Source organism: Streptomyces sp. BL1, from assembly GCF_057628045.1.
Map to the genome: position 1 here is coordinate 2,753,258 of NZ_JBXYWZ010000002.1, position 23,234 is coordinate 2,776,491.

Consider the following 23,234-nt stretch of genomic DNA (forward strand, 5'->3'; position numbering starts at 1 on the left):
GAGTTATGCACCGTTTCGGTACGGCTGGAATGGCACTTCCGCACCGCCGGCACGAGCCCGCCGCACAGCCGGCACGACCTCGCGCGGCAGCCCGCGCGGCGGCTCAGTACGCCTGGGGGTAGCCGTATCCGTTGCCGGGTCCTGTGCCCTGCGGGGCGGCGGCACCTGCCGGGGCGTCACGGTCGAAGAATGGCCGGGAGTTGCGCCGCAGCCACATCGCGACCGGGTCGTAGTCGTCGGCCATGGAGACGCTGGAGACGGGCAGCCCGGCGGGCACCGAGGCGACCGACTGGCGCATCATCTCCCGCACCGACTCCACGGCCTGCTGCCCGTTGTCGTACAGATCGAGGCCGATGGCGAGATACGCCGTGCCCAGCGCCGGCTGCACCCAGCAGCGGCGCAGCGAACGGACGGCGGGCGTACGGTGCGCGGAGTGCGTGAGCTGGGCGTAGAACTGCGGGACGTCCAGGGCCGGTTCGGAGATGCGCAGCGGTCCGGCGGGCAGCCGGTCCAGGCCGCCGGCGACCCGGCGCAGATCGAGCCAGGGGATGCCGACGCCGCCGCCGGGAGCGTGCGGATTCAGCCAGATGCCCCAGCGCTCGGGGAAGAGAGCCGTCGCGATCTCCCGGCCCGTGACGACCTCGTGCGCCCGGTTCCAGCCGGAGACGGCGAGCTCCTGGGCCGAGGTGACACAGGGCGCGTAGCCGTACCCGCCGACCTCCATGTTTCCGTACTGCGCGTCGGGCGAGCCGGCCTGGCCGGTCCACAGGAGCATCCACACCTCTGCCCCGGTGAGCGCGTTCAGCAGTGCCTCGTAGGTGTCGAACCGGCCGGGCGACACCTGCTGCAGCAGCTGCTCGACGCTTCCTCCCGCGCTCACGTAGCCGCCCTTCTTCTGCTTCGCTCACCATGCGCCCGCACTCGCGTACGGACGCGCCCCGTCATCTCTCCAGCTTAAGAGCCCGGTACGACACGTCGCCGCCGACTCGGCGCTTCCGTTTCGGCCGGTACGCCCGTCAGGTGTGCTCGCGCGAGTAGAACGGGCGTACGCAGTGCCGCATCCAGTCCGCCACCGGATCCCGGGACGCGTCCAACAGCACCATCTGGACGGGCCACTTGACGGCCACCCTGCCCAGCGCCCGCCCCAGCGCGTCGTGCGCGGCCTGCCGGGCCTCGGGGTCGAGGAGGTCGAGTTCGACCCCGATGAACAGCGCAGGGGGATCGCCCTCGCTGCTGGCGAGGGCACGCCGCGCGGTGCGTACGGGACCCAGCACGGCGAGTTCGCCGGCCACCGCGGCGAGGAACTCCCCGGGCTCCTCCTGCCAGTCCGGTTCGAAGAGCCGCACCCGCGCACCGCGGGCCACGCCCCACGCGGCCTGCTCGTCGGGGGTGTTCTTGCACAGCTCCGCCACCACCTCGGGCGGCAGCGGGATGCCGACGGCGCCCTCCGGGTTCACCGCGATCCCGACCTGCGGGGGCAGACCGCGCGCGAACTCCCGCGCGGGCGCGATGCTGAAGTCCATGTGGGAGCCGACCACCTGGAGGAACTGCTGCTCGGAGCTGAAGACGGGGACGTACGCCGCGCCGCCCAGTTCGATCGTCGGCAGGTCCAGATTCGGGCTCTGCGGACCGCCGCCTTCGGGCAGCGGCACCCAGAGGCTGCTGCGGCCGAGCACCTCCAGCAGCCGGCCGCCCGCGGAGGAGACGGCGAGTGAGGCCGCGAGGGCCTCTTCCAGCTCGTTGCCGGGCCAGCCTCCGCCGTGGCCTGGGCCGAAGTCCTGCGGGATGCTCATGCGGCCACCCTAATCGGAGGCGTTTCCGGCCCTGTTGGCCGGTCCTCGCCCCGGGCGCGGGGTGCCCCGCGCCCGGCCCTCATGCGCAGACGCCGGCCCTCATGCGCAGACGCCGGCCCTCATTCGAAGGTGATGGCCGCCAGCGAGGCCGCGGCCTCCCGGTCCAGCAGCGTCACCGAGGTGACGCCCGACGGCAGTGTCCCCTCCTCGGCGGCCGTCACCAGGCGGGCGACGGCGCGCCGGTGACGTACGAAGGCGTAGCCGGACACCCCGCGCCCCCGCGCCGCCTGCCCCTCCAGGGCGAGGCCGGGCGGCACGTCGAGGAGCACCAGATGCAGGCCCCCACCCCGGCGCCGGGTGTCCCGCGCCACCCAGTTGCGCACCCAGCTCTGCGTACCGCAGTCGTGCACGACGACACTCGCGCCGGAGGTCAACGCGCCCCGGAGACCGGCGAAATGGGCAATCCTGACAAAGGGCCGGTACAGCCCGTACGGCATCCAGCGCGGCATTCCGCGGTCCCAGCGCTCGCGCACGTCCTGGGAGTCGATGCGGCGCACCGTGTCGCCGAGCGCTACCGCGCGCCGCATCAGCGTCGACTTGCCGCTGCCGGGCAGTCCGGAGACCACGACCCGGTCACCGGCGGCGAACCGCAGGGTGCCGCCCGGCGCGGTGCCGCGCAGGTCCCGTTCCTCCACGGCGGGCGCGGGCGCGGGAACCGGCGCGCACCGCTGCGCGGGCACGGCCGTGCCCGCTCCGGCGCCCGTGCCGTTTCCCGTCACCGTCGCGCTCACCGCGACGTACGCGCTGCGCAGGCTTGCCACCCGATCGCCCTCCCCGGCTCGGACCGCTCGTCGCGGCTTTCCCCGAGAGTGTCAAGGAACGGTAATGCGATTCAAGGCGCGGCGGGTCCGGGACATGTGTCCGTACACACCCGTGACATGCGGCCGTCCGCTCCGGGCGGACCTGCCGCGAAGTGCTGTGGAATGCCGTACGGCCGGGGGGACCGCAGACGGCGCGAACGTGCCATGATGTGCACGCCAACTCCATACCGGCCGATTGAGCCCGCGCGGGAGAGTCCCCGTCCTGAAGAAGAAGGACGTGGGCGCCGAAGGAGCAAGTTCCTCCCTTGAATCTCTCAGGCCCCGATACCGCGCAGGGTGAGGCAGATCTGAAAAGCGGGCCGCCGCCGCTGCGAGCTGCAGAGGCGCCGGCTCCACCCAAGGTGCAAGCTCCGTTCCGAAGCTCACGGGACACGGGCGAACCTCTCAGGTTCCGATGACAGATGGGGAGGACACTCACGTCCCCCATGACCGGGAGCCTGATCATGAGCGAAAATCCGCCCGCCCCTCGCAGGACGGCCCTCGACGCGACACATCGCGCGCTCGGCGCGACGATGACCGACTTCGCGGGCTGGGACATGCCGCTGCGGTACGGCAGCGAGCGTGACGAGCACAACGCCGTGCGCAGCCGCGCGGGCCTGTTCGACCTCTCCCACATGGGCGAGATCACCATCACGGGCGCGCAGGCCGCCGAGCTGCTCGACTACGCGCTCATCGGCAATCTCTCCAAGCTCGCCGTGGGCCGCGCCCGTTACACGATGATCTGTGACGAGAACGGCGGCATCCTCGACGACCTGATCGTCTACCGCACCGGTGAGCAGACCTTCATGGTCGTCGCGAACGCCGCCAACTCCCAGGTGGTGCTGGACGCGCTCACCGAACGCTCGGCCGGCTTCGCGGGCGCGGAGGTGCGGGACGACCGGGACGCGTACGCGCTGATCGCCGTCCAGGGCCCGGAGGCCGCCGGGATCCTTCAAGGCAAGCACAGCCTGAAGGGGCTGACCGACGCGGACCTGGAGGGCCTGAAGTACTACGCGGGCCTGCCCGGCACCGTCGCGGGCAAGGACGCGCTGATCGCCCGTACCGGATACACCGGCGAGGACGGCTTCGAGCTCTTCGTCGCCCCCGCCGACGCCGTCGCCGTGTGGGAGGCGGTGACCGCGGCCGGCGAGGGCGCGGGCCTCACCCCGTGCGGGCTGAGCTGCCGGGACACGCTGCGGCTCGAAGCGGGCATGCCGCTGTACGGACACGAACTGTCCACCGCCACCACCCCGTTCGACGCGGGGCTCGGCCGGACGGTGAAGTTCGAGAAGGAGACCAACGGCGGCCGTTTCGTGGGCCGCGAACCACTGGAGGCCGCCGCCGAGCGTGCCGAGAAGGCACCGCCGCGGAAGCTGGTCGGCCTGATCGCCGAGGGCCGCCGCGTCCCCCGCGCCGGTTACCCGGTGGTGTCGGCCGGTGACGGTACGGTCATCGGCGAGGTCACCTCCGGTGCCCCGTCCCCCACCCTGGGCAAGCCGATCGCGATCGCATACGTGGACGCGGCCCGTGCGGAGCCCGGGACGGAGGGCGTCGCCGTGGACATCCGGGGCAGCCACGAGCCGTACGAAGTGGTGGCCCTCCCCTTCTACAAGAGGCAGCGCTGAGCCCCGCGGAGCATCACCCGGCGTCTAAACCTCCCGGCCACGGACTGTGGGTCTCATCCCACCTGACCTGACCGTTTTCCTTTGCACACCTCTCATCCAGGAGAATCGCACCATGAGCAACCCCCAGCAGCTGCGCTACAGCAAGGAGCACGAGTGGCTGTCGGACGCCGCGGACGGCGTCTCGACGGTCGGCATCACGTCCCACGCCGCCGACGCGCTCGGCGACGTGGTCTTCGTCCAGCTCCCTGAGGTAGGCGACTCGGTGACCGCGGGCGAGCCCTGCGGCGAGCTGGAGTCCACCAAGTCGGTCAGCGACCTGTACGCACCGGTCACCGGTGAGGTCACCGAGACCAACCAGGACGTGGTGGACGACCCGGCGCTGGTGAACTCCGCCCCCTTCGAGGGCGGTTGGCTGTTCAAGGTGAAGGTCACCGACGAGCCGGACGACCTGCTGTCCGCCGACGAGTACACCGCCTTCGCCAAGGGAGCCTGAGCCGCCCGAGGCCGGGAACCCAGGCTGTACGCCTACTGCTCTGCCCGTCACTACCGCGCCGTGACGCGCGCCATCAGGGATGGATCCATGTCGCTTCTGAACAGCTCTCTCCACGAGGTGGACCCGGACGTCGCCGCCGCCGTCGACTCCGAACTCCACCGTCAGCAGTCCACCCTCGAGATGATCGCCTCGGAGAACTTCGCCCCGGTCGCCTCCATGGAGGCCCAGGGCTCGGTTCTCACGAACAAGTACGCCGAGGGCTACCCCGGCCGCCGCTACTACGGCGGCTGTGAGTACGTCGACGTCGTCGAGGACATCGCCCGTGACCGGATCAAGGCGCTGTTCGGCGCCGAGGCCGCGAACGTCCAGCCGCACTCCGGTGCGCAGGCCAACGCGGCGGCGATGTTCGCCCTGCTCAAGCCGGGCGACACCATCATGGGTCTGGATCTGGCCCACGGTGGCCACCTCACCCACGGCATGAAGATCAACTTCTCCGGCAAGCTCTACAACGTCGTCGCCTACAAGGTCGACGAGCAGACCAGCCAGGTCGACATGGACGAGGTCGAGCGGCTGGCCAAGGAGCACCGCCCGCAGATGATCATCGCCGGCTGGTCCGCGTACCCGCGTCAGCTGGACTTCGCCGCCTTCCGCCGCATCGCGGACGAGGTCGGCGCGTACCTGATGGTCGACATGGCGCACTTCGCCGGTCTCGTCGCGGCCGGGCTGCACCCCTCGCCCGTGCCGTACGCGGACGTGGTCACCACCACGACCCACAAGACCCTCGGCGGCCCGCGCGGCGGTGTGATCCTCTCCAAGCAGGAGTACGCCAAGAAGATCAACTCGGCGGTCTTCCCCGGCCAGCAGGGCGGCCCGCTGGAGCACGTGATCGCCGCCAAGGCGGTCTCCTTCAAGATCGCGGCGAGCGACGACTTCAAGGACCGCCAGCAGCGCACGCTGGACGGCGCGCGCATCCTCGCCGAGCGGCTGCTCCAGGACGACACCGTCGGCGCCGGCGTCAACGTGCTGTCCGGCGGCACCGACGTCCACCTGGTCCTCGTCGACCTGCGCAACAGCGAGCTCGACGGCCAGCAGGCCGAGGACCGGCTCCACGAGGTCGGCATCACCGTCAACAGGAACGCGGTCCCGAACGACCCGCGCCCGCCGATGGTCACCTCGGGTCTGCGCATCGGCACCCCGGCGCTGGCCACCCGCGGCTTCAAGGCCGAGGACTTCCGCGAGGTCGCGGACATCATCGCCGAGGCACTGCTGCCGTCCTTCGACGAGGCCAAGGCCAAGTCGCTGTCGGCGCGGGTCTCCGCGCTGGCGGAGAAGCATCCGCTCTACCCCGGGCTGAACAAGAAGTAGGCCGGGACCGACCGTGAAGGGGTGCCCCGCCTGCCCGTGCGGGGCACCCCTTCGGTCCCCGTAACACCCCTTCCGGACGCAGGAGTCCGCCACCATGGCCATTTCCGTCTTCGATCTCTTCTCGATCGGCATCGGGCCCTCCAGCTCGCACACCGTCGGCCCGATGCGCGCGGCGCTGATGTTCGCCCGCCGGCTGAAGAACGAGGGGGTGCTCGCGCACACCGCCTCGGTACGCGCCGAACTCTTCGGCTCCCTCGGTGCGACGGGCCACGGCCACGGCACACCCAAGGCCGTACTCCTGGGCCTGGAGGGCGAGTCGCCGCGCACCGTCGACGTCGACTCGGCGGACGAACGTGTCGCCCGCATCCGCCAGTCCGGCCGGCTGCGGCTGCTCGGCGCGGAGATAGGCGACGCGCACGAGATCGACTTCCACGAGCCGAAGCAGCTGATCCTGCACCGCCGCCGCTCGCTGCCGTACCACGCGAACGGCATGACCCTCTTCGCGTACGACGAGTCCGGCAACCCGCTGCAGGAGAAGACCTATTACTCGGTCGGCGGCGGCTTCGTCGTCGACGAGGACGCGGTCGGCGAGGACCGCATCGTGCTCGACGACACCGTGCTCAAACACCCCTTCCGCACCGGCGACGAACTGCTGCGGCTGACCCGCGAGACGGGCCTGTCGGTCTCCGCGCTGATGCTGGAGAACGAGAAGGCCTGGCGCACCGAGGACGAGATCCGGGCCGGCCTGCTGGAGATCTGGACCGCCATGCGGGCCTGCGTGGCCCGCGGCATGAGCCAGGAGGGCATCCTCCCCGGCGGCCTCAAGGTCCGCCGCCGCGCGGCCACTTCGGCCCGCCAGCTGCGCGCCGAGGGCAACGCCGACGCGCTCGCCATGGAGTGGATCACCCTCTACGCGATGGCGGTCAACGAGGAGAACGCGGCGGGCGGCCGCGTCGTGACCGCGCCGACGAACGGCGCCGCCGGCATCATCCCGGCCGTGCTGCACTACGCGATGAACTTCGTGCCCGGCACCGACGACGACGCGATCGTGCGCTTCCTGCTCGCGGCCGGCGCCATCGGCATGCTCTTCAAGGAGAACGCCTCCATCTCCGGCGCCGAGGTCGGCTGCCAGGGCGAGGTCGGCTCCGCCTGCTCGATGGCGGCCGGCGGACTCGCCGAGCTCCTCGGCGGCTCCCCCGAACAGGTCGAGAACGCCGCCGAGATCGGCATGGAGCACAACCTCGGCCTCACCTGCGACCCGGTCGGCGGGCTCGTCCAGATCCCGTGCATCGAACGGAACGGCATGGCCTCGGTGAAGGCCGTCACCGCGGCGAAGATGGCACTGCGCGGCGACGGCCGGCACCAGGTCTCCCTGGACAAGGTCATCAAGACGATGCGCGAGACGGGCGCCGACATGAAGGTCAAGTACAAGGAGACGGCGCGGGGCGGGCTCGCGGTCAACGTCATCGAGTGCTGAACCGCTCCGCGGGAGCCGCGCGATTCCGGCGCGGGTGACCCTGCGGGATGTTGGAGGGGCGCGGTTCCGCTGTGGTCGGGTTCGCGCAGTTCCCCGCGCCCCCTTTTCGTCAGTCCCGCTGGGCTCCCGGGGGGAGTTGGCGGAGCTTCACGGTGGTGGGGGTCTTCTGCTTGAAGGCCCAGTCGAGCATCTTCGTCGCGTCCGGGTAGCGGTTGCCGCTGTTGAGGATCGTGCCGACGACGGTGCGGCCGTTCCGGGTCGCGGAGAACACCAGGCACGGCCCGGCCGCGCTGCCCGTCCCCGTCTTGATGCCGGTGACGCCCTTGTACGAGCCGAGCAGCTTGTTGGTGTTGTACCAGGTGTACGTGCGGCCGTTGGAAGCCTTCTGCACGCCCTTCGTGGTCTTCGCCACGGTGCGGATGTTCTTGCTCGTCAGCGCGTACCGGCCGAGCTTCGCCATGTCCCGCGGCGTGGAGTAGTTCCTGCCGGTCTTCGAGATGCCGTCGAAGGAGTCGAACTTCGTGTTCTTCATGCCCTGCTGGGCGGCCTTCTTGTTCATCTTCGCGATGAAGTCGGCGGTCCGGGCCGCCTGCGTGCCGCCCTTGCCGTACGTGTCGGCGAGCGCGTACGCCGCGTCGCAGCCCGAGGGCAGCAGCAGCGCGTAGAGCAGCTGACGGGCCGTCAGCTTGTCGCCGGTGCGCAGATCCGCGGTGCTGGCGCCCCACTTGGTCACGTAGTCCCGGTAGGACTTCTTCACCGTGACCTTGGTGTCGAGGCTCTTGCCTCCGCTCGCGCTGAGGCTGGTCACCAGCGCCGCGGTCATCACCTTGGTGGTGCTGGCCATCTGCCGGCGGGTGTCCGGCGCCTTGCCCCACAGCGTCTTGTTGGCCCCGCTGTCGAGCAGGAACGCCCCCTTGGCGGCCACGCCCGAGGGGCCGGCCGCCGCGTACGCCTGGCCCGGCGCCGCCAACGGCCCCGCCACCAGTACCGCGCCCGCCGCGACGGCCACGGCGCCGGCTCTGCGGGCCGCTCTTGCTATGTGTCTCACTCGGTTCGCTCCGTCGTCCGGTGTCACTCAGTCGCACGACCCGGTCGTACAACTCGGTCGGAAGCACAGACGAACGGCGAGGGCGGACGGTTGTGGTGCCTGCGGATACTTGGGGCCTTGTTTACCCGACTCCGCAGGAACCCGGACATCCGTGCGGACAGCAAAAAGGCCCCGCCTGGAGCGGGGCCTTTCGCGGACGGCGGCCCGATGGCCGCCCCGTCTCATCGCGGGGTCACTGGCTGACGGCCGTGTTCCCCATCGTCGGGTTCAGCAGGCCGATGACGTTGACCGAGTTACCGGTGAGGTTCACCGGGATGTCGATCGGCACCTGGAGATTGTTGCCCGAGACCGCGCCGGGCGAGCCCGAGGCACCGCCGCTCGCACCACTGTCGGCGACAGCGGCGCCGGCACCCGCACCGGCGGCGAGGCCGGCAGAGACAACGACCAGAGCGGCCTTCTTCGCAGCGTTCATGGAGTACCCCTCCAGACGGATTCCTCACGGCCCCTTTTGACGCCGCACCATAGTGAACGGCCGAACTCCCGTAGCGATACGGGTATTCGACTGCATTACCTCGTTTGGCCCAACGGGCAGAAACTGCACGGGTGTTCGCCGGGTGTGTCCGCGCATTCGCAGGCAGAGGCGCTGCAACACTGCCCGCAGAACAGCGCGACCGGATTATTTGCGTCGTCCGGGTGAATCCACGGAACTAAACGCGGACCCATGAGTTGATCAGGTCGCTCCGAACGTTGGACTTCGCTCCCAAGAAGGGTGAAACATGATCAAGAACGCGCTCGCCGCCGCGGCGGTCGGTGTTGCCATCGTCGGCATCTCCGCGCCGCAGGCCCTGGCCGACAGCGACCTGGGCGAGTACGGCTCCGGGACCTCGCAGAACGGCAACGGTTCGTCGCAGGCCTACGGCGACCAGGCCACCCACGGCGACATGAGCCCGCAGCCGAACCTGATCCAGGGCACCCTCAACAAGCCCTGCATCGGCGTTCTGCAGAAGCTCAACGTCGGCTCCGTCGTCGGCCTGATCCCGATCACGGTCCAGGACATCCCGGTCCTGTCCCAGCAGCAGCAGCAGCAGTGCGCCGAGAACTCCACCGAGGCCCAGGGCGACGCGCCGCTGTCGCACCTCGTGGAGGACCTGCCGGTCGTTTCCGAGAACGGTGCCGGCAACAACTGACGTCGTTTCACGGGTCATATGACTCGTACGACAAACAAATCCGTGTCACACGGGTGAGTTGGCGGCGGTTTTCCGCCCCGCCTCGTGCGGCACGGCCGAGTTCCTCCTTACAACTAGCTGCAGCGGAGAATCCGGGCACGTGGTGCCCGGCGGCACGAGGACGTGTCACCGACCGCTCCGCAGCGGAAAGGTACAAAACATGAAGTACATGAAGACTGCCGCGTTCGCCGCGGGCACCCTGATGGCCCTCGGCACCGCCGCCCCGGCCATGGCCGACTCCGGCGCCTCGGGCGGTGCCGCCGGCTCCCCCGGCGTCATCTCCGGCAACAACGTCCAGGTTCCGGTGCACGTTCCGGTGAACGTCTGCGGCAACACCATCGACGTCATCGGGCTGCTGAACCCGGCCTTCGGCAACACCTGCGTGAGCGACTGACGCGGTTCGCCGTAAGCGGGGCAGTTCCTCCCGACGTGGCCCCGGAGTAAGCAGCCGTACTCCGGGGCCATTTCTTCGGGAGAGTTCCCGCATCGGAACAGGTCCTGCACCGGGGCCGTTCCCCCTGTTTCCCTCCGGTGCCGTTTCCAGCGCACCGCACGCTCGTTGAGAACAACGAAGTCGAAGCCCTGCGAACGCGCCCCGGGAGAAACCCATGAAGTATGCGAAGTCCGCCGCGGTCATTGTCGGATCCATGCTGGCACTGGGCTCGGCATCTCCGGCTCTCGCCGGCACCCCCGGTTCCAATTACGCCGCCGGTGCCGACGGCCCGAACTTCAGCCTGGACAACGGACTCCAGGAGGCCCTGCAGGAACACCCCCTCGAGGACGCGATCCTGGAGGAGGCTCCGGTGGGTGTCGACGGTCCGCTGACCGATTCCCTGAAGAACGCGGCCACGGGACTTGCCGGGAGCGGACCGAAGAATGCCGGCCGGCACCTGCTGGGCGGGGAATGACACTGACCCGGCCGGGTAGTTCCGGGATCCGATCGGGTGAATCCGGATAACTCAACTCCGTGGCGCCAGTTGTTCCTTTTGCCTCCGGGCTGAGTTACGCACGCCGTATAGGAAAGAAGAAGTCACCATGATGAAGAAGATGCTGTCGACGGCCACCATCGCCGTTTCCATCGTCGGCGTTTCGGCGATGGCGGCCCCCCAGGCGCTGGCCGACTCGGACACCGGCGAGTACGGTCCCGGCGCCTCGCAGAACGGGGCCGGCGCCAGCCAGGCCTACGGCAACCAGGCCACCCACGGCGACATGAGCCCGCAGATGGCGCTCGTCCAGGGCTCGCTCAACAAGCCCTGCATCGGCCTGCCGCAGAAGCTCAACGTCGGCTCCGTCGTCGGCCTGATCCCGATCACGGTCCAGGACATCCCGATCCTGTCCCAGCAGCAGCAGCAGCAGTGCGCGGAGAACTCGAACCAGTCCCAGGGCGACGCGCCGCTGTCGCACGTCCTCGAGGACGTTCCGGTTCTCGGCGAGAACGGCGCCGGCAACAACTGATCCGGCGCACCTGCCCGTCGGCCACCGGCCGGCGGGCACGGCAGGACCATGCGGGGCCCGGGGCGAGTCGAGAACTCGCCCCGGGCCCTCGTGCGTCCCGGCCCTCGTACGTCCCCGGCTGCCCCGGCGCTGCTTGCGCCCGCGGACGCTCCCGTACGGCGATGTCGCACGAGAACGCCCCGCCACCGGAGTGCGGTTGGCGGGGCGCTGTCGCGACGGGCTGTGCGGCGGCAGGTCAGCCGGGCAGCGGCTCCGTCACGGAGCCCACGACGGGCAGTTCGTCGAGCGAGGCGCCGCGCGCCAGCGACTCGGTGACCAGCCGGGTGTTCACCGGCTTGAAGTCCGCGACCTGGGCGCCGATTCCGTTGTCCAGCGGGTCGACGCCCGTATTGGCGAGCGGGTTGAGCTGCAGCTCCTTCACCGCGCCGAGGCCGCCGTCGGCAGCCGCTCCGAGGCCCTGTGCGGACCCGAGGATGCCCTCCTTGACCTCCTTGGCGCCCGGCATCTCCTGGGCCTCCGGCGCGGACGCGGGGCCCCCTGGCTCGGCAGCGCTCGCGGTGGCCGCGCCGCCCGCGCCGAGCGCGGCGCCGGCGAGACCGGCGAGCAGCCCGGCGCGCACCAGCGCGCGCCGGGCGGGGGACGTCGGACGAGAGGCGTGCGCCGCCACAGAAACCACCAGCCACAGAGTAAGAACGGTACGTATTCGCGTGCATACATACCGTAGTCCAGGAAAATGGGGCATTCCAGCGCCTCTGGCAATACAGGGGGCATGAGGACACGCACGAGGGATGCGGGGCGCCACAAGGGCGGCGCGGCACGGCTCCTGAGAGCGCGTCAGCCTGAGCCCTCGTCAGCGGCGGGCGGGGCGGGGCTCAGTGGTCCGCGAGGCGCATCTCGAACCAGGTGGTCTTGCCGCGGGGCAGCAGGTCGACGCCCCACCGGTCGGAGAGCGTGTCGACGAGGAACAGCCCGCGGCCGCTGGTGTCCATCTCGCCCACCGGCAGCAGACAGGGCAGCCCTCGTGACGGATCGCGGACCTCGATGCGGATCCAGCCGCGCCGGCGGAGCATCCGCAGGCCGAACACGTGCGCGCCCGTGTGCCGTACGGCATTGCCGACGAGCTCGGACACCAGCAGGACGGCGTTCTCCGCCGACGGCGCGGGCATCGACCAGCGCTCCCGCAGGACCACATGGGCGAGACGGCGGGCCGTGCTCGCGGACTCGGGGCGGTTGGGAAGGCGGACCTCCTCGGCGGTCGGATCGCCGACCAGTTCGAGGACCTTGCTCGCGGCGCCGTTCCCCGTCATGTCGCCGGAGCCCTCCGGAGCTCTCTCGGTCACGCTCGCCACATCTCCCTGACCCGCCATGGCCACCATCATGGCGCCGACCGGGAGATCAGGGAGCCGTTCGGGCCAATCCGTCGTTGCGGAAGATCCCCTTCCACGCCCGCCGTCACGCATATGCCGAGGGCAGCGCACACCCCGTCGTACGCCGCTGACCAGCGGTGACTGCCGGTAGGTGCGCCCTCACCACGGGCGATCAAGGGGCTCCGCACAGGGTTTTCTTAAGGTGGGGCTGAGTCCCCCACAAGGTGGGGCGCGCAGGCGGCGCATTTTCCCGCCACCCCCAACCACCCCACCCGAAAGAAGAGTTGCCGGGGCGTCGGGCACCGTTCGGGCCGCCCGCGCACCGCGCCGTGTGCGGGCTCCGTCAGCGGAACTTGGCCTTCCCCGGGCCCTCCTCGACGAAGCTGCGCATGCCCGTCTCCCGGTCCTCCGTGGCGAACAGCCCGGCGAACCAGTTGCGTTCGACGGTCAGCCCCGTGTCGATGCCGGCGTCCAGACCCGCGTCCACCGACTCCTTGGCCGCGCGCAGCGCCATCGCGGGCCCGGCCGCCAGCCGCGCCGCCCACGCGTGCGCCTGCTCGTACACCTCGGCGTCCGGCACCACGCGGTCCACCAGGCCGATCGACAGGGCCTCCGGTGCCTTCACCTGACGGCCCGTGAAGATGAGGTCCTTGGCCCGGGACGGGCCGACGAGCCGGGAGAGCCGCTGGGTGCCGCCGGCGCCCGGGATGAGGCCCAGCAGGATCTCGGGCTGGCCGAGCTTGGCGCCCTCCCCCGCGATGCGGATGTCGGCGCAGAGCGCCAACTCGCAGCCGCCGCCCAGCGCGTAGCCGGTCACGGCGGCCACGACGGGCTTCGGGATGCGCGCGACCGCGGTGAAGGAGTCCTGCAGCGCCTTGGAGCGGGCGACCATCGCGGCGTGGTCCATCTCCCGCATCTCCTTGATGTCCGCGCCCGCGGCGAACACCTTCTCGCCGCCGTACAGCACGACGGCGCGTACGTCGTCGCGGGCGCTCGCCTCGCCCGCCAGCTCCAGGATGCGGTCCTGGGTGGCGGTGTCCAGCGCGTTCATCGGGGGACGGTCGAGACGGACGGTGGCCACGCCCTCGGCGACCTCGAAGTTCACAGTCATGCGGGCAGGTTATGGCCTGTCCGCCCGGCGGTCACTGCCTCCTCCCGCGGTCACTGCGCGGCGGTCCACTTGGACCAGCTCATGTTCCATCCGTTCAGGCCGTTGTCCGGCTGCACCGTCGTGTCCTTGGAGTTCTTGATCTCCACGACGTCGCCGACGATCGAGTTGCGGAAGAACCAGGCGCCCGGGGTCGTCTTCGAGCCGCCGCCGCGCAGGTCGAAGAGCCCGACGCAGCCGTGGCTCACGTTGGCCTTGCCGAACGTGGACTCCGGGTTCCAGTAGTTGCCGTGGATGAAGGTCCCCGAGGTGCTGAGCCGCATGGCGTGCGGGACGTCCTTGATGTCGTACCCGCCGGCTTCCTCGTTCCGGCCGAATCCGACCGTCTCGCCGTCCATCCGGGTCTTCTTCAGCCGCTCGCTGATGACCATCCGGCCGTTGTACGTGGAATGCGCGGGCTCGCCCGAGGTGATCGGCACCGTCTTGATCTTCTTGCCGTCCCGGGTGACGGTCATCTTCTTCGTCTTCGCGTCGACGACGCTGACCTGGTGCCGCTGGACGGTGAACTGCACGCGCTTGTCCTGCGTCGCGTACACCCCGTCGTCGCCCTCCACGCCGTCCAGGCCCAGGTCGAGGGTGACCTCGGTGCCCTTCTTCCAGTACTCCTCGGGCCGGAAGTCGAGGCGCTGGTCGCCGAACCAGTGGCCCTCGACGCGGACTTCGGGGTCGGCGGTGACGGATATCGCCTTCTCCACGGCGGCCCGGTCCTGCACGGGGCGGTTGAACTCGATCGACACCGGCATGCCCGCGCCGACCTTGTCGCCGTCCTCGGGGGTGAAGCGGCCGACCAGGGGGTTCTTCGGGGTGAGCGTCGTGAACTCCGCGCTCTTGCCGGCCTTCCGGCCCTTGCCGTCGGTGGCGCGCGCGTCGACGGTGTACGAGGTGCCGGTCGCCAGGTGGCTCTCCGGCTTCCAGGAGGCGCCGTCCCCGGCGATCCCGCCCTTGACGGCCTTGCCGTCCTCGTCCTTCACGGTGACCTCGGTCAGTTTGCCCTTGTCGGCGGTCACTTCGAGGGCTCCGGTGGGCGCGACGTCGTCGGCGCCGTCCTTGGGCGCTATGCGTATCGCGGCGTCGGACGGGCCCTTCAGCTCGCCGTCCGCGCCGGCGGGGCGCTTGCCTCCGCCGTCGTCGGCTCCGCTGCTGCCGCCTCCGCAGGTGGTGAGGACCAGCAGCAGGACGACGGCCAGCACCACGAGACCGGCGGCCGAACCGCCTATCACCTGCGCCCTGCTGTCACCGCGCGCCGTCACGAGCTGCCACTTGCTCCTGGCGATGGACTTCGGATCCACCACGGACCGCTCCCCTCACACGGAATGCGCGCACCCGTGTGCGCCCCCGGGTCGTGTGCCGTACACCGGCGGGCAACCTCGCCGCCGTCTCACTGCTCCCTCTTCCCCGTCAGATAACCACACAGCGCCGACAGGGTCTCCCCCGCATGTGTCACCGTTCCGTCGCGGTTTCGGGGAGATGAGTGGAGACCGGCCAGGAACAGTAAGGACCGGACAAGAAGGGTCAGTTCGGGTCAGCGGGGGCGGCCGGGGCAGCGAGACGGCGGGGCGCGGGGGTCAGGTCCGGGCAGATCCGGCCTTCCAGGCGTGCCAGCTCATGTTCCAGCCGCCGAGCCCGTTGTCCGGCCGCACGGTCGTCTCGTCGGAGCCCCGTACGGTGACCAGATCGCCGACCAGTGAGCTGTTGTAGAAGCGCCCGGCAGGCGACACCGGGCTGCCGCCCTTCGTGTCGGACAGTCCGACACACCCGTGGCTGGTGTTGGCGGAACCGAACGTCCCCTTGGGCGCCCAGTAGTTGCCGTGCAGGAAGGTGCCGCTGTCGGTGAGCCGCATGGCGTGCGGCACGTCGTCGATGTCGTACTCGCCGCCGAAGCCGACCGTCTGCCCGTTCATCCGGGTCACGTCGTACTTCTCGGAGACGACCATCCTGCCGTTGTACGTGGGGTTCCCCGCGTCCCCCGCGGTGACCGGGAACTGCCGCACCACCCTGCCGGCACGGCGCACGGTGAGGGTCCTGGCGGCCGCGTCGACGACGCTGCGCTGGTCGCGGCCGATCGTGAAGTGCACCGTCTTCTGCTGGACGCCGTACGAGCCGGGTGCGCCCTGCACATCGCGCAGCCGCAGGTCGAGCGCCACCCGCGTGCCGGGCTTCCAGTATGTGCGCGGCCGGAAGTCCAGCCGCGAGCGGCCGAACCAGTGCGGGGCCACCTCGGTGTGCGGGCTCGTCCGTACGCGGATGGCGCGTTCGACGGCGGGCCGGTCCCCGATGGGCCGGTTGAAGTCGATGGACGGGATCGTCGCGGTACCGGTCCGCTGCCCGTTCTCGGGCGTGAAGAAACCGATGAAACGGTGCTCGGGAACGTACGTGGTGAAGCTGCTGTGCCGGGCGACGCGCCGTCCGTCGCCGTCGAGGGCGACCGCGTCGACCGTGTACCGGCCGGCGAGCGCGAGCGTGCGGTGTCCGGCGGCGGGCTGCCACGTGCGGCCGTCGTCCGAGAGCCTCCCGCGCAGCGCCCGGTCCCGTACGTCTCCCTCGCGGACGACACGCACCCGCTCCAGCCGGCCCTCCGCCACCGACACCCGCAACGGAGCCGAGGCCCGTACCTCCCGCGTGCCGTCGTCCGGGGTCACCCGGATGGCCCGCTCCGGCGGTTCCGCGTCGTCACCGTCCGTCGCACAGCCCGCCGTCAGGGCGCACAGCCCCGCCACGAGCACCGAACACAGCCTGGCCCAGGTCGCCTTCTTCGTCACTTTCGCCTTCATCGCCCCGCCGTCGCCCCCGCAGGATCACCCGGGGATCGCTGTCGGGGAGACCAACGACCGTGGCGCACAAGGGAAACGAATCGATCACGCGTGTGAGGGCGGTGTCCCGTTCGGGAAGAATGGCAGGCAGGACGGCAGAGCAGCCGCGAGCCGCGGGAGGCAGTCACGTGTCGCACGCACCTGAGCAGGGGGCCGCGGTCCCGGCCGACGGCGGGTCCGGGGCCCACGCCGCGCTGCGGCCGGCCGGGCCGAACGGCCACCCCGCGCCGGCACGGCCCGCACCGGCCGTGCCCGCCGGGGCGGAGCCGGTCCCCACGGCACCGGCCGCCGCGGCAGCCGTCTCCGGAGCGGATGCCGGAAGGACTGTCTGGCCCGGCAGTTCGGAGCCCCTCGGCGCCCGGCACCACAACGGCCCCGACGGTGTGGCGGGCACGAACTTCGCGCTGTGGGCGGCCGGTGCCGAGGCCGTCGAGCTGTGCCTGTTCGCCGACGACGGTACGGAGACCCGCTGTCCGCTGCCCGAACTGACCCACGAGATCTGGCACGGCTTCGTCCCGGGCGTGCCGCCGGGGCAGCGGTACGGCTACCGGGTGCACGGCCGCTGGGACCCGTGGACCGGCGCCCGCTGGAACCCGGCGAAACTGCTGCTCGACCCGTACGCGCGCGCTGTCGACGGGGAGTTCGGCGCGCTGCCGCCCGAGGTGTACGGGCATGTGCGGGACTGGCCGCAGCAGGAGCTCGCCGACACGGTGCGCGACGAGCGGGACTCGGCGCCGTACGTGCCGAAGGGTGTCGTCGTGCACGACGAGGACAGCTGGTCCGACGACCGCAGACCGAAGACCCCGTGGCCGGACTCCGTGCTGTACGAGCTGCACGTGCGCGGGTTCACGATGCGCCATCCGGACATCCCCGAGGAGCTGCGCGGCACGTACGCGGGGCTCGCGCACCCGGCGGCCGTGGGCCATCTGCGGCAACTCGGTGTCACGGCCGTGGAGCTGCTGCCGGTGCATCAGTTCGCGCACGAGGACCATCTGCTGCGCCGCGGGCTGCGCAACTACTGGGGCTACAACTCCGTCGGCTATTTCGCACCGCACGCCGGGTACGCCGCGACGGGGACGCGCGGTCAGCAGGTGGGCGAGTTCAAGCGGATGGTGCGCGCCCTGCACGCCGCCGGTATCGAGGTGATCCTCGACGTCGTCTACAACCACACCGCGGAGGCCGGCGAGCTCGGCCCCACCCTGTCGCTGCGCGGCATCGACAACCGCGGCTACTACCGGCTGGGACAGCACGACCCGCGCCGGTACGCCGACTACACGGGCTGCGGCAACACACTGCACGTCGTCCAGCCGCACGTGCTGCGGCTCATCACGGACTCGCTGCGCTACTGGGTGCAGGAGATGGGCGTCGACGGCTTCCGCTTCGACCTCGCGTCGGCGCTGGCCCGTTCGATGCACGACGTCGACATGCTGTCGCCGTTCCTGGCGGTCATCGCGCAGGACCCGGTGCTGCGCCGGGTGAAACTGATCGCCGAGCCGTGGGACGTGGGCAGCGGCGGCTATCAGGTGGGCGCGTTCCCTCCGCTGTGGACCGAGTGGAACGACCGCTACCGCGACACCGTGCGGGACTTCTGGCGGGGCGCGCTGCCGGACGTACGGGACCTCGGCTACCGGCTGTCGGGGTCGAGCGACCTGTACGCGTGGGGCGGCCGCCGTCCGTACGCGTCCGTCAACTTCGTCACCGCGCACGACGGGTTCACCCTGCGCGACCTCGTGTCGTACGAGCAGAAGCACAACGCGGCGAACGGTGAGGGCAACCGGGACGGCACGGACGACAACCGGGCGTGGAACTGCGGTGCGGAGGGCGAGACGGACGAGCCGCAGGTGTGCGCCCTGCGGCGGCGGCAGTTGCGCAGCATGCTGACCACACTGCTGCTGTCGACGGGTGTGCCGATGCTGGTGGCCGGCGACGAGATGGGGCGCACACAGGGCGGCAACAACAACGCGTACTGCCAGGACAGTGAGACGAGTTGGGTGGACTGGTCGCTGCTGGACTCCGCGGAATGGCGTGAACTTTTCGCTCTGACCTCCCGCCTGGTGCGGCTGCGGCGCGAGCACCCCGTGCTGCGCCGCAAGGCGTTCTTCTCCGGGCGGGCTCACGGTGCCGAAGGGCTGCGCGATCTGGCGTGGTTCACGGGCGGCGGGGAGGAGATGACGGAGTCCGACTGGTTCGCGCCGAGCGGGTCCCTCGGCATGTATCTGTCCGGCCGCGACATTCCGCAGCGCGACGCGAAGAGCGTCCCCATACGCGACGACAGCTTCCTGTGCGTGCTGCACGCCGGCGCGGAGGAGGGCTCCTTCCGGCTGCCCGACGCACGCTGGGGCGCCGCGTACGAACTACTCGCCGACACGGCGCGGGAGGACCAGTCGGCGCCGCCGGGCACCCGGCACACGGCGGGCGAGGCGCTGCCGCTGCCGCCCCGCTCCGTCCAGCTGCTGCGCGTCCTCGGCTGAACGGAACGCGGTGCGGCCCGCGGCCGGGAGCGGCCGGCTCTCCGGCGCCGAAAACCGGATGTGGGGCCGGATGGTCCTCCGTACTGTCGGACGGATGGGTGGCAGACCGGACCGGAAGGGCGGGCGGCGGTCCGCGGTGCGTTCGCTGTTACGGCTGTGGCCGTACGTACGGCCCGTCCGGGGCCGGCTGGCGGCGGCCGGCGCGGTGGGAATCGCCGCCTCCTGTACGGCACTTGCGGTGCCGCTGGTCCTGAAGTGGATCGTCGACGGCCCGGTCGCGGCCCGGGACGGCGGCGGGGTGTGGCTGGGCGGGGCGCTGCTGCTGGTGCTCGGCCTGGCCGAGGCGGTGCTGATCGGGATGCGCCGGTGGCTCATCGCCCGGCCGCTCGCCGGGGTCGAGGCCGCACTGCGCCGCGATCTGTACGCCCGGCTGCAGCGGCTTCCCGTCGTCTTCCACGACCGCTGGTCCAGCGGCCAGCTGCTGTCCCGCGGGACGACGGATCTTCAGCTGCTGCGGATGTTCCTCGCCTTCCCGCTGACGTTCCTGGTCGTCAACGGGGCGACGATCGTGGTGGGTTACGGCGTGCTGGTCGCGCAGGAGTGGACGCTGGGGCTGGTGATCCTCACGCCGCTGTTCCCGCTGGTCGCGCTCTGCACGGCGTTCGAGATGCGCTACTCGCTGGCGGCGCGCACCGCGCAGGACCAGCTCGGCGATCTGACCACGAACGTCGAGGAGACCGTTCTCGGCATCCGCATCGTCAAGGGCTTCGGGCGGCACCGCAGTCAGGCGCGCGCGTTCCGCAGGGACGCCGAGCGGGTGCGCGGCACCGAACTGCACAAGGCGCGGCTGCTGGCGGCCATCTGGTCGGTGGTGGTCTGTCTGCCGGAACTCGCCATCGGCGGCGCGCTGGTGCTGGGCACCGTGCGGGTGGCCGACGGGCAGCTTTCCGCCGGCACGCTGGTGGCGTTCCTGTCGACGGCGCTGGCGCTGCGCTGGCCGGTCGAGTCCCTCGGCTTCCTGCTCGCCATCAGCAACGACGCGGCCACCGCCACCGACCGCTACTTCGAGGTGATGGACGCGCCCGTACCGGACGACGTGCGCGAGGGACGGCCGCACCGGCAGGGCGCCGACGGGCTGCGGTTCGAGCAGGTCGGCTTCCGCTACCCGGACGCGCCGCCCGGTGCGCCGCCCGTGCTGGACGGCGTCGACCTGCACGTCCGCGCGGGCGAGACGATGGCCCTCGTGGGTGCCACCGGCAGCGGCAAGACCACGCTGACGGCGCTGGTACCGCGGCTGTACGAGGCGACGTCCGGGCACATCACGCTGGACGGCACGGACATCGCGACCATGCCGCGCGCCGCGCTGCGCACCCGGGTGGCGGTCGCCTTCGAGGAGCCGACGCTGTTCTCCGCCTCGGTGGACGACAACGTACGGATGGGAGGCGGCGGTTCGGACACGGACGGCCCCGAGAACGCCGTGCGCGCGCTGCGCGTCGCACAGGCCGACGGTTTCGTGAGCGCCCTTCCGCACGGCGCCCGTACGCAGGTCGGCGAGCAGGGCCTCAGTCTGTCGGGCGGTCAGCGGCAGCGCATCGCCCTGGCCCGTGCGGTCGTCGGGCAGCCCCGCTTCCTGGTGCTCGACGACCCGCTGTCCGCGCTGGACGTGCACACGGAGGCGGCCGTCGAGGCGGCGCTGCGCGACGTACTGGCGGCGTCCACCGCACTGGTCGTCGCCCACCGGCCGTCCACCGTGCAACTGGCCGACCGGGTCGCGCTGTTGTCGGGCGGCCGCATCACGGCTGTCGGCACGCACGCCGAACTGCTCCGCGACAACGCGGAGTACCGCCACCTGATGTCCGGCGAGACGGACGGCGACGGCACGGCAGACGGAGACGGCACCCCGGCGGGCGAGAGCGGGAGTGAGGGGGAACGGTGACGAGCGGCAGCGCTGTACGGCCCGCCGGGCACGACGACGAGGACGAACCCCCCGACGGCAAGGCCCCGGCCACGGCGCCGCCCGGGGCCGGACAGGACGGGCAGGCCGGACAGGACGCACAGACCGAACCGGGCCCGGACGGCGACCCGTTCGACCGTGACCGGCTGCCCGCTCCCCGGGGCGCGGCGCGCGGGCTGCTCGGCGAACTGCTCCGCCCGCACCGCCGCCGGGTCGCCGTAGCCGCCGTTCTGCTGCTGCTCCAGCAGGCCGCCGCGCAGGCGGGCCCGTTGCTCGTGGCACTCGCCCTGGACCGCGCGGTGCCCGCGCTCCGGGCGCGCGGCGACCACGGGCCGCTGCTCGCCGTCGCCGCGGCCTGTCTGTGCTGCGCGCTGGCGGCGGGCGTCCTGCAGTACGCCTTCACCCGCGCCTCGGCCCGGATCAGCCAGGACGCGCTGCTCGACCTGAGGCAGCGCATCCACCGGCACGCGCAGGCCCTCAGCGTCGACTTCCACGACCGCTACACGTCGGGACGGCTCATCTCGCGCGCCACCACGGACGTCGAGGCGCTGCGGCAGCTCCTCAACGACGGGCTGCAGGAGCTCCTCGCCCTCATCCTGTCCACCGTCTACATCGGTGTGCTGCTGTGCTGGCTGGACGTCGGTCTGGGCGGTGCCGCGCTGCTGTCCTTCGTCCCGCTGGCCCTGCTCGTACGGGACTACCGGCGCCGTTCCCTGCGGGTCTCGCGCCGCCGGTCCACCGCGATCGCCGCGGTCGTCGTGAAGTTCGCGGAGACCATGAACGGCATCCGTCCCGTGCAGTCGTTCCGCAGGGAGCGGGCCAACGACGCGGCGTTCGCCGAGCTCAACTCGCGGCACGAGGACGCGAACAGCCGCGTCACGCTGGAGATGGGCCGGTACGTCTTCCTGTCCCGGCTGGCGGGCAACACGGCGGTCGCCGCGCTGGTGGTGTGGGGCGCGTACCGGGTCGCCTCCGGCGGGCTCGCGCTGGGCGTGCTCGCGGCCGCCGTGCTGTACCTGCGGCGGCTGTACGACCCCATCGACCGGCTCGGCATGTTCCTCAACTCCTACCAGTCGGCCGCCGCCTCGCTGGAGAAGATCGCGGGGCTGCTGGCCCAGGCGCCGTCCGTACCGGCGCCCGTACGGCCGCGCACCCTGCCCGCGCGTCCAAGCGAACAGCCCGGCCGGCACGTGCACTTCGACGCGGTGCGCTTCGGCTACCGCACGGGCGGCGAGGTGCTGCCGCGCTGCGATCTGGAGCTGGCGGCGGGCGAGACGGTCGCCGTCGTCGGCGCGACGGGCGCCGGCAAGTCGACCCTGGCGAAACTGCTGGCGCGGTTCTACGACCCGACGGCGGGCCGGGTCCTGGTGGACGGCGTCGATCTGCGCGACCTCGACGGCGCCACGCTGCGACAGGCCGTCGTGCTGGTCACCCAGGAGGCGTTCCTGTTCTCCGGAACGGTCGCGGACAACATCGCGATCGGCAGGCCCGACGCCTCGCGCGAACGGATCGAGGAGGCCGCAAAAGCCATCGGGGCGCACGAGTTCATCACCGCGCTGCCCGACGGCTACGACACGGACGTACGCAAAAGGGGCGGGCGGATCTCCGCCGGGCAGCGCCAACTGGTGGGCTTCGCCCGGGCCCTGCTGGCCGACCCCGGCGTACTGATCCTCGACGAGGCGACCTCGTCGCTCGACGTGCCCGGCGAACGTGCCGTACAGCGGGCGATGGCGACAGTCCTGCACGGACGTACGGCCGTCGTGATCGCGCACAGGCTGTCGACGGTACGGGTGGCCGACCGGGTGCTCGTCATGGAGGCGGGCCGTGTCGTGGAGGACGGCGCACCGGCTGAACTGGCCTCCGGGAACGGACGGTTCGCGGCGCTGAACGGCGCCTGGGAGGACAGTCTGGCGTGACGCCCGTACGGCAGCGGGCCCGTACGGCGGCCGTCCCGTGGCGCTCTGCGCCGTCCCGAACCGTCCGGTGAGCGGACGCGGATTTCGGACAACGGACGGCTTCCGGCCAACTTGACGACGCCCCCGTACCGCGGAGCACCCATCGGTGCCACTCTTCCCTCGCCGCGCACGGCAGCACCCCACCCCCCACGCACTGCCCCGGCCCG

General features: G+C 71.3%; 21 protein-coding genes and 1 riboswitch. Of the genes, 11 read left to right on the forward strand and 10 right to left on the reverse strand.

All coding sequences use genetic code 11. The features are described from left to right. Positions 1-103 precede the first annotated feature (103 nt). The 3 genes from AC3AGO_RS12050 to AC3AGO_RS12060 form a co-directional block, all read right to left on the reverse strand. Positions 104-880, reverse strand: a complete 777-nt coding sequence (locus AC3AGO_RS12050) for an enhanced serine sensitivity protein SseB C-terminal domain-containing protein (RefSeq protein ID WP_487820161.1) — start codon at positions 878-880, stop codon at positions 104-106. A 136-nt stretch (positions 881-1,016) separates the two neighbouring features. Then, positions 1,017-1,793, reverse strand: a complete 777-nt coding sequence (locus AC3AGO_RS12055) for an enhanced serine sensitivity protein SseB (RefSeq protein WP_487820162.1) — start codon at positions 1,791-1,793, stop codon at positions 1,017-1,019. A 119-nt stretch (positions 1,794-1,912) separates the two neighbouring features. Next, positions 1,913-2,614 (reverse strand): AAA family ATPase, encoded by a 702-nt coding sequence (locus tag AC3AGO_RS12060; RefSeq protein WP_487820163.1) that lies wholly within the window; start codon positions 2,612-2,614, stop codon positions 1,913-1,915. A gap of 236 nt (positions 2,615-2,850) precedes the next feature. Further along, positions 2,851-2,954, forward strand: a riboswitch (glycine riboswitch). A 163-nt stretch (positions 2,955-3,117) separates the two neighbouring features. Between AC3AGO_RS12060 and gcvT the strand changes: the two genes are divergently transcribed. From gcvT to AC3AGO_RS12080, 4 genes are all read left to right on the forward strand, one after another. After that, positions 3,118-4,278, forward strand: a complete 1,161-nt coding sequence (gene gcvT / locus AC3AGO_RS12065) for a glycine cleavage system aminomethyltransferase GcvT (RefSeq protein WP_487820164.1) — start codon at positions 3,118-3,120, stop codon at positions 4,276-4,278. Positions 4,279-4,390: 112 nt separating this feature from the next. Continuing rightward, positions 4,391-4,771 carry a glycine cleavage system protein GcvH gene (gcvH, locus tag AC3AGO_RS12070; protein ID WP_487820165.1) on the forward strand — a complete coding sequence of 127 codons (381 nt, stop codon included), beginning with the start codon at positions 4,391-4,393 and terminating at the stop codon, positions 4,769-4,771. Between the two features lie 87 nt (positions 4,772-4,858). Next, a complete protein-coding gene (gene glyA / locus AC3AGO_RS12075) occupies positions 4,859-6,136 on the forward strand; it encodes a serine hydroxymethyltransferase (RefSeq protein WP_487820166.1) in 1,278 nt (425 codons plus the stop codon). A 94-nt stretch (positions 6,137-6,230) separates the two neighbouring features. Continuing rightward, the gene (locus AC3AGO_RS12080; RefSeq protein WP_487820167.1) at positions 6,231-7,613 is read left to right on the forward strand and encodes an L-serine ammonia-lyase; all 1,383 of its coding nucleotides are present in this window, start codon (positions 6,231-6,233) and stop codon (positions 7,611-7,613) included. A 109-nt stretch (positions 7,614-7,722) separates the two neighbouring features. Here the strand turns inward: AC3AGO_RS12080 and AC3AGO_RS12085 are convergent, their stop codons facing one another. Both AC3AGO_RS12085 and AC3AGO_RS12090 read right to left on the reverse strand, forming a co-directional pair. Further along, positions 7,723-8,661: a D-alanyl-D-alanine carboxypeptidase family protein gene (locus AC3AGO_RS12085; protein ID WP_487820168.1), complete on the reverse strand. Its 939-nt coding sequence runs from the start codon at positions 8,659-8,661 to the stop codon at positions 7,723-7,725. 232 nt (positions 8,662-8,893) lie between these two features. Continuing rightward, positions 8,894-9,133: a chaplin gene (locus tag AC3AGO_RS12090; protein WP_487820169.1), complete on the reverse strand. Its 240-nt coding sequence runs from the start codon at positions 9,131-9,133 to the stop codon at positions 8,894-8,896. A 304-nt stretch (positions 9,134-9,437) separates the two neighbouring features. Between AC3AGO_RS12090 and AC3AGO_RS12095 the strand changes: the two genes are divergently transcribed. The 4 genes from AC3AGO_RS12095 (at position 9,438) to AC3AGO_RS12110 (ending at position 11,342) form a co-directional block, all read left to right on the forward strand. Beyond that, the gene (locus AC3AGO_RS12095) at positions 9,438-9,848 is read left to right on the forward strand and encodes a rodlin (protein WP_487820170.1); all 411 of its coding nucleotides are present in this window, start codon (positions 9,438-9,440) and stop codon (positions 9,846-9,848) included. A 199-nt stretch (positions 9,849-10,047) separates the two neighbouring features. Then, complete coding sequence (locus tag AC3AGO_RS12100) at positions 10,048-10,281, forward strand: chaplin (RefSeq protein WP_487820171.1); 234 nt, start codon at positions 10,048-10,050, stop codon at positions 10,279-10,281. Between the two features lie 214 nt (positions 10,282-10,495). Continuing rightward, a complete protein-coding gene (locus AC3AGO_RS12105; protein WP_487820172.1) occupies positions 10,496-10,795 on the forward strand; it encodes a hypothetical protein in 300 nt (99 codons plus the stop codon). A 127-nt stretch (positions 10,796-10,922) separates the two neighbouring features. Next, the gene (locus AC3AGO_RS12110; RefSeq protein WP_487820173.1) at positions 10,923-11,342 is read left to right on the forward strand and encodes a rodlin; all 420 of its coding nucleotides are present in this window, start codon (positions 10,923-10,925) and stop codon (positions 11,340-11,342) included. Between the two features lie 235 nt (positions 11,343-11,577). On the opposite strand, the gene AC3AGO_RS12115 is transcribed toward AC3AGO_RS12110, so the two are convergent. From AC3AGO_RS12115 to AC3AGO_RS12135, 5 genes are all read right to left on the reverse strand, one after another. Then, positions 11,578-12,018, reverse strand: coding sequence for a hypothetical protein (locus AC3AGO_RS12115; RefSeq protein ID WP_487820174.1), 441 nt, complete (start codon positions 12,016-12,018; stop codon positions 11,578-11,580). Positions 12,019-12,214: 196 nt separating this feature from the next. Further along, a complete protein-coding gene (locus AC3AGO_RS12120) occupies positions 12,215-12,649 on the reverse strand; it encodes an ATP-binding protein (RefSeq protein WP_487824627.1) in 435 nt (144 codons plus the stop codon). Between the two features lie 403 nt (positions 12,650-13,052). After that, entirely contained in the window at positions 13,053-13,820 is a 768-nt protein-coding gene (locus AC3AGO_RS12125; RefSeq protein ID WP_487820175.1) for an enoyl-CoA hydratase/isomerase family protein, read from the reverse strand. A gap of 50 nt (positions 13,821-13,870) precedes the next feature. After that, positions 13,871-15,166 (reverse strand): L,D-transpeptidase, encoded by a 1,296-nt coding sequence (locus AC3AGO_RS12130; protein ID WP_487824628.1) that lies wholly within the window; start codon positions 15,164-15,166, stop codon positions 13,871-13,873. Positions 15,167-15,442: 276 nt separating this feature from the next. Next, positions 15,443-16,648: a L,D-transpeptidase gene (locus AC3AGO_RS12135; protein ID WP_487820176.1), complete on the reverse strand. Its 1,206-nt coding sequence runs from the start codon at positions 16,646-16,648 to the stop codon at positions 15,443-15,445. A 167-nt stretch (positions 16,649-16,815) separates the two neighbouring features. Here AC3AGO_RS12135 and glgX point away from each other — a divergent pair, with 167 nt between their 5' ends. From glgX to AC3AGO_RS12150, 3 genes are all read left to right on the forward strand, one after another. Beyond that, entirely contained in the window at positions 16,816-19,158 is a 2,343-nt protein-coding gene (gene glgX, locus AC3AGO_RS12140) for a glycogen debranching protein GlgX (RefSeq protein ID WP_487820177.1), read from the forward strand. 94 nt (positions 19,159-19,252) lie between these two features. Further along, on the forward strand, positions 19,253-21,094 hold the full coding sequence (locus AC3AGO_RS12145) for an ABC transporter ATP-binding protein (protein WP_487820178.1): 1,842 nt from the start codon (positions 19,253-19,255) through the stop codon (positions 21,092-21,094). Further along, positions 21,091-23,028, forward strand: coding sequence for an ABC transporter ATP-binding protein (locus AC3AGO_RS12150; RefSeq protein ID WP_487820179.1), 1,938 nt, complete (start codon positions 21,091-21,093; stop codon positions 23,026-23,028). Before AC3AGO_RS12145 ends, AC3AGO_RS12150 begins: the two co-directional genes overlap by 4 nt. The last annotated feature ends 206 nt before the right edge of the window (positions 23,029-23,234 follow it).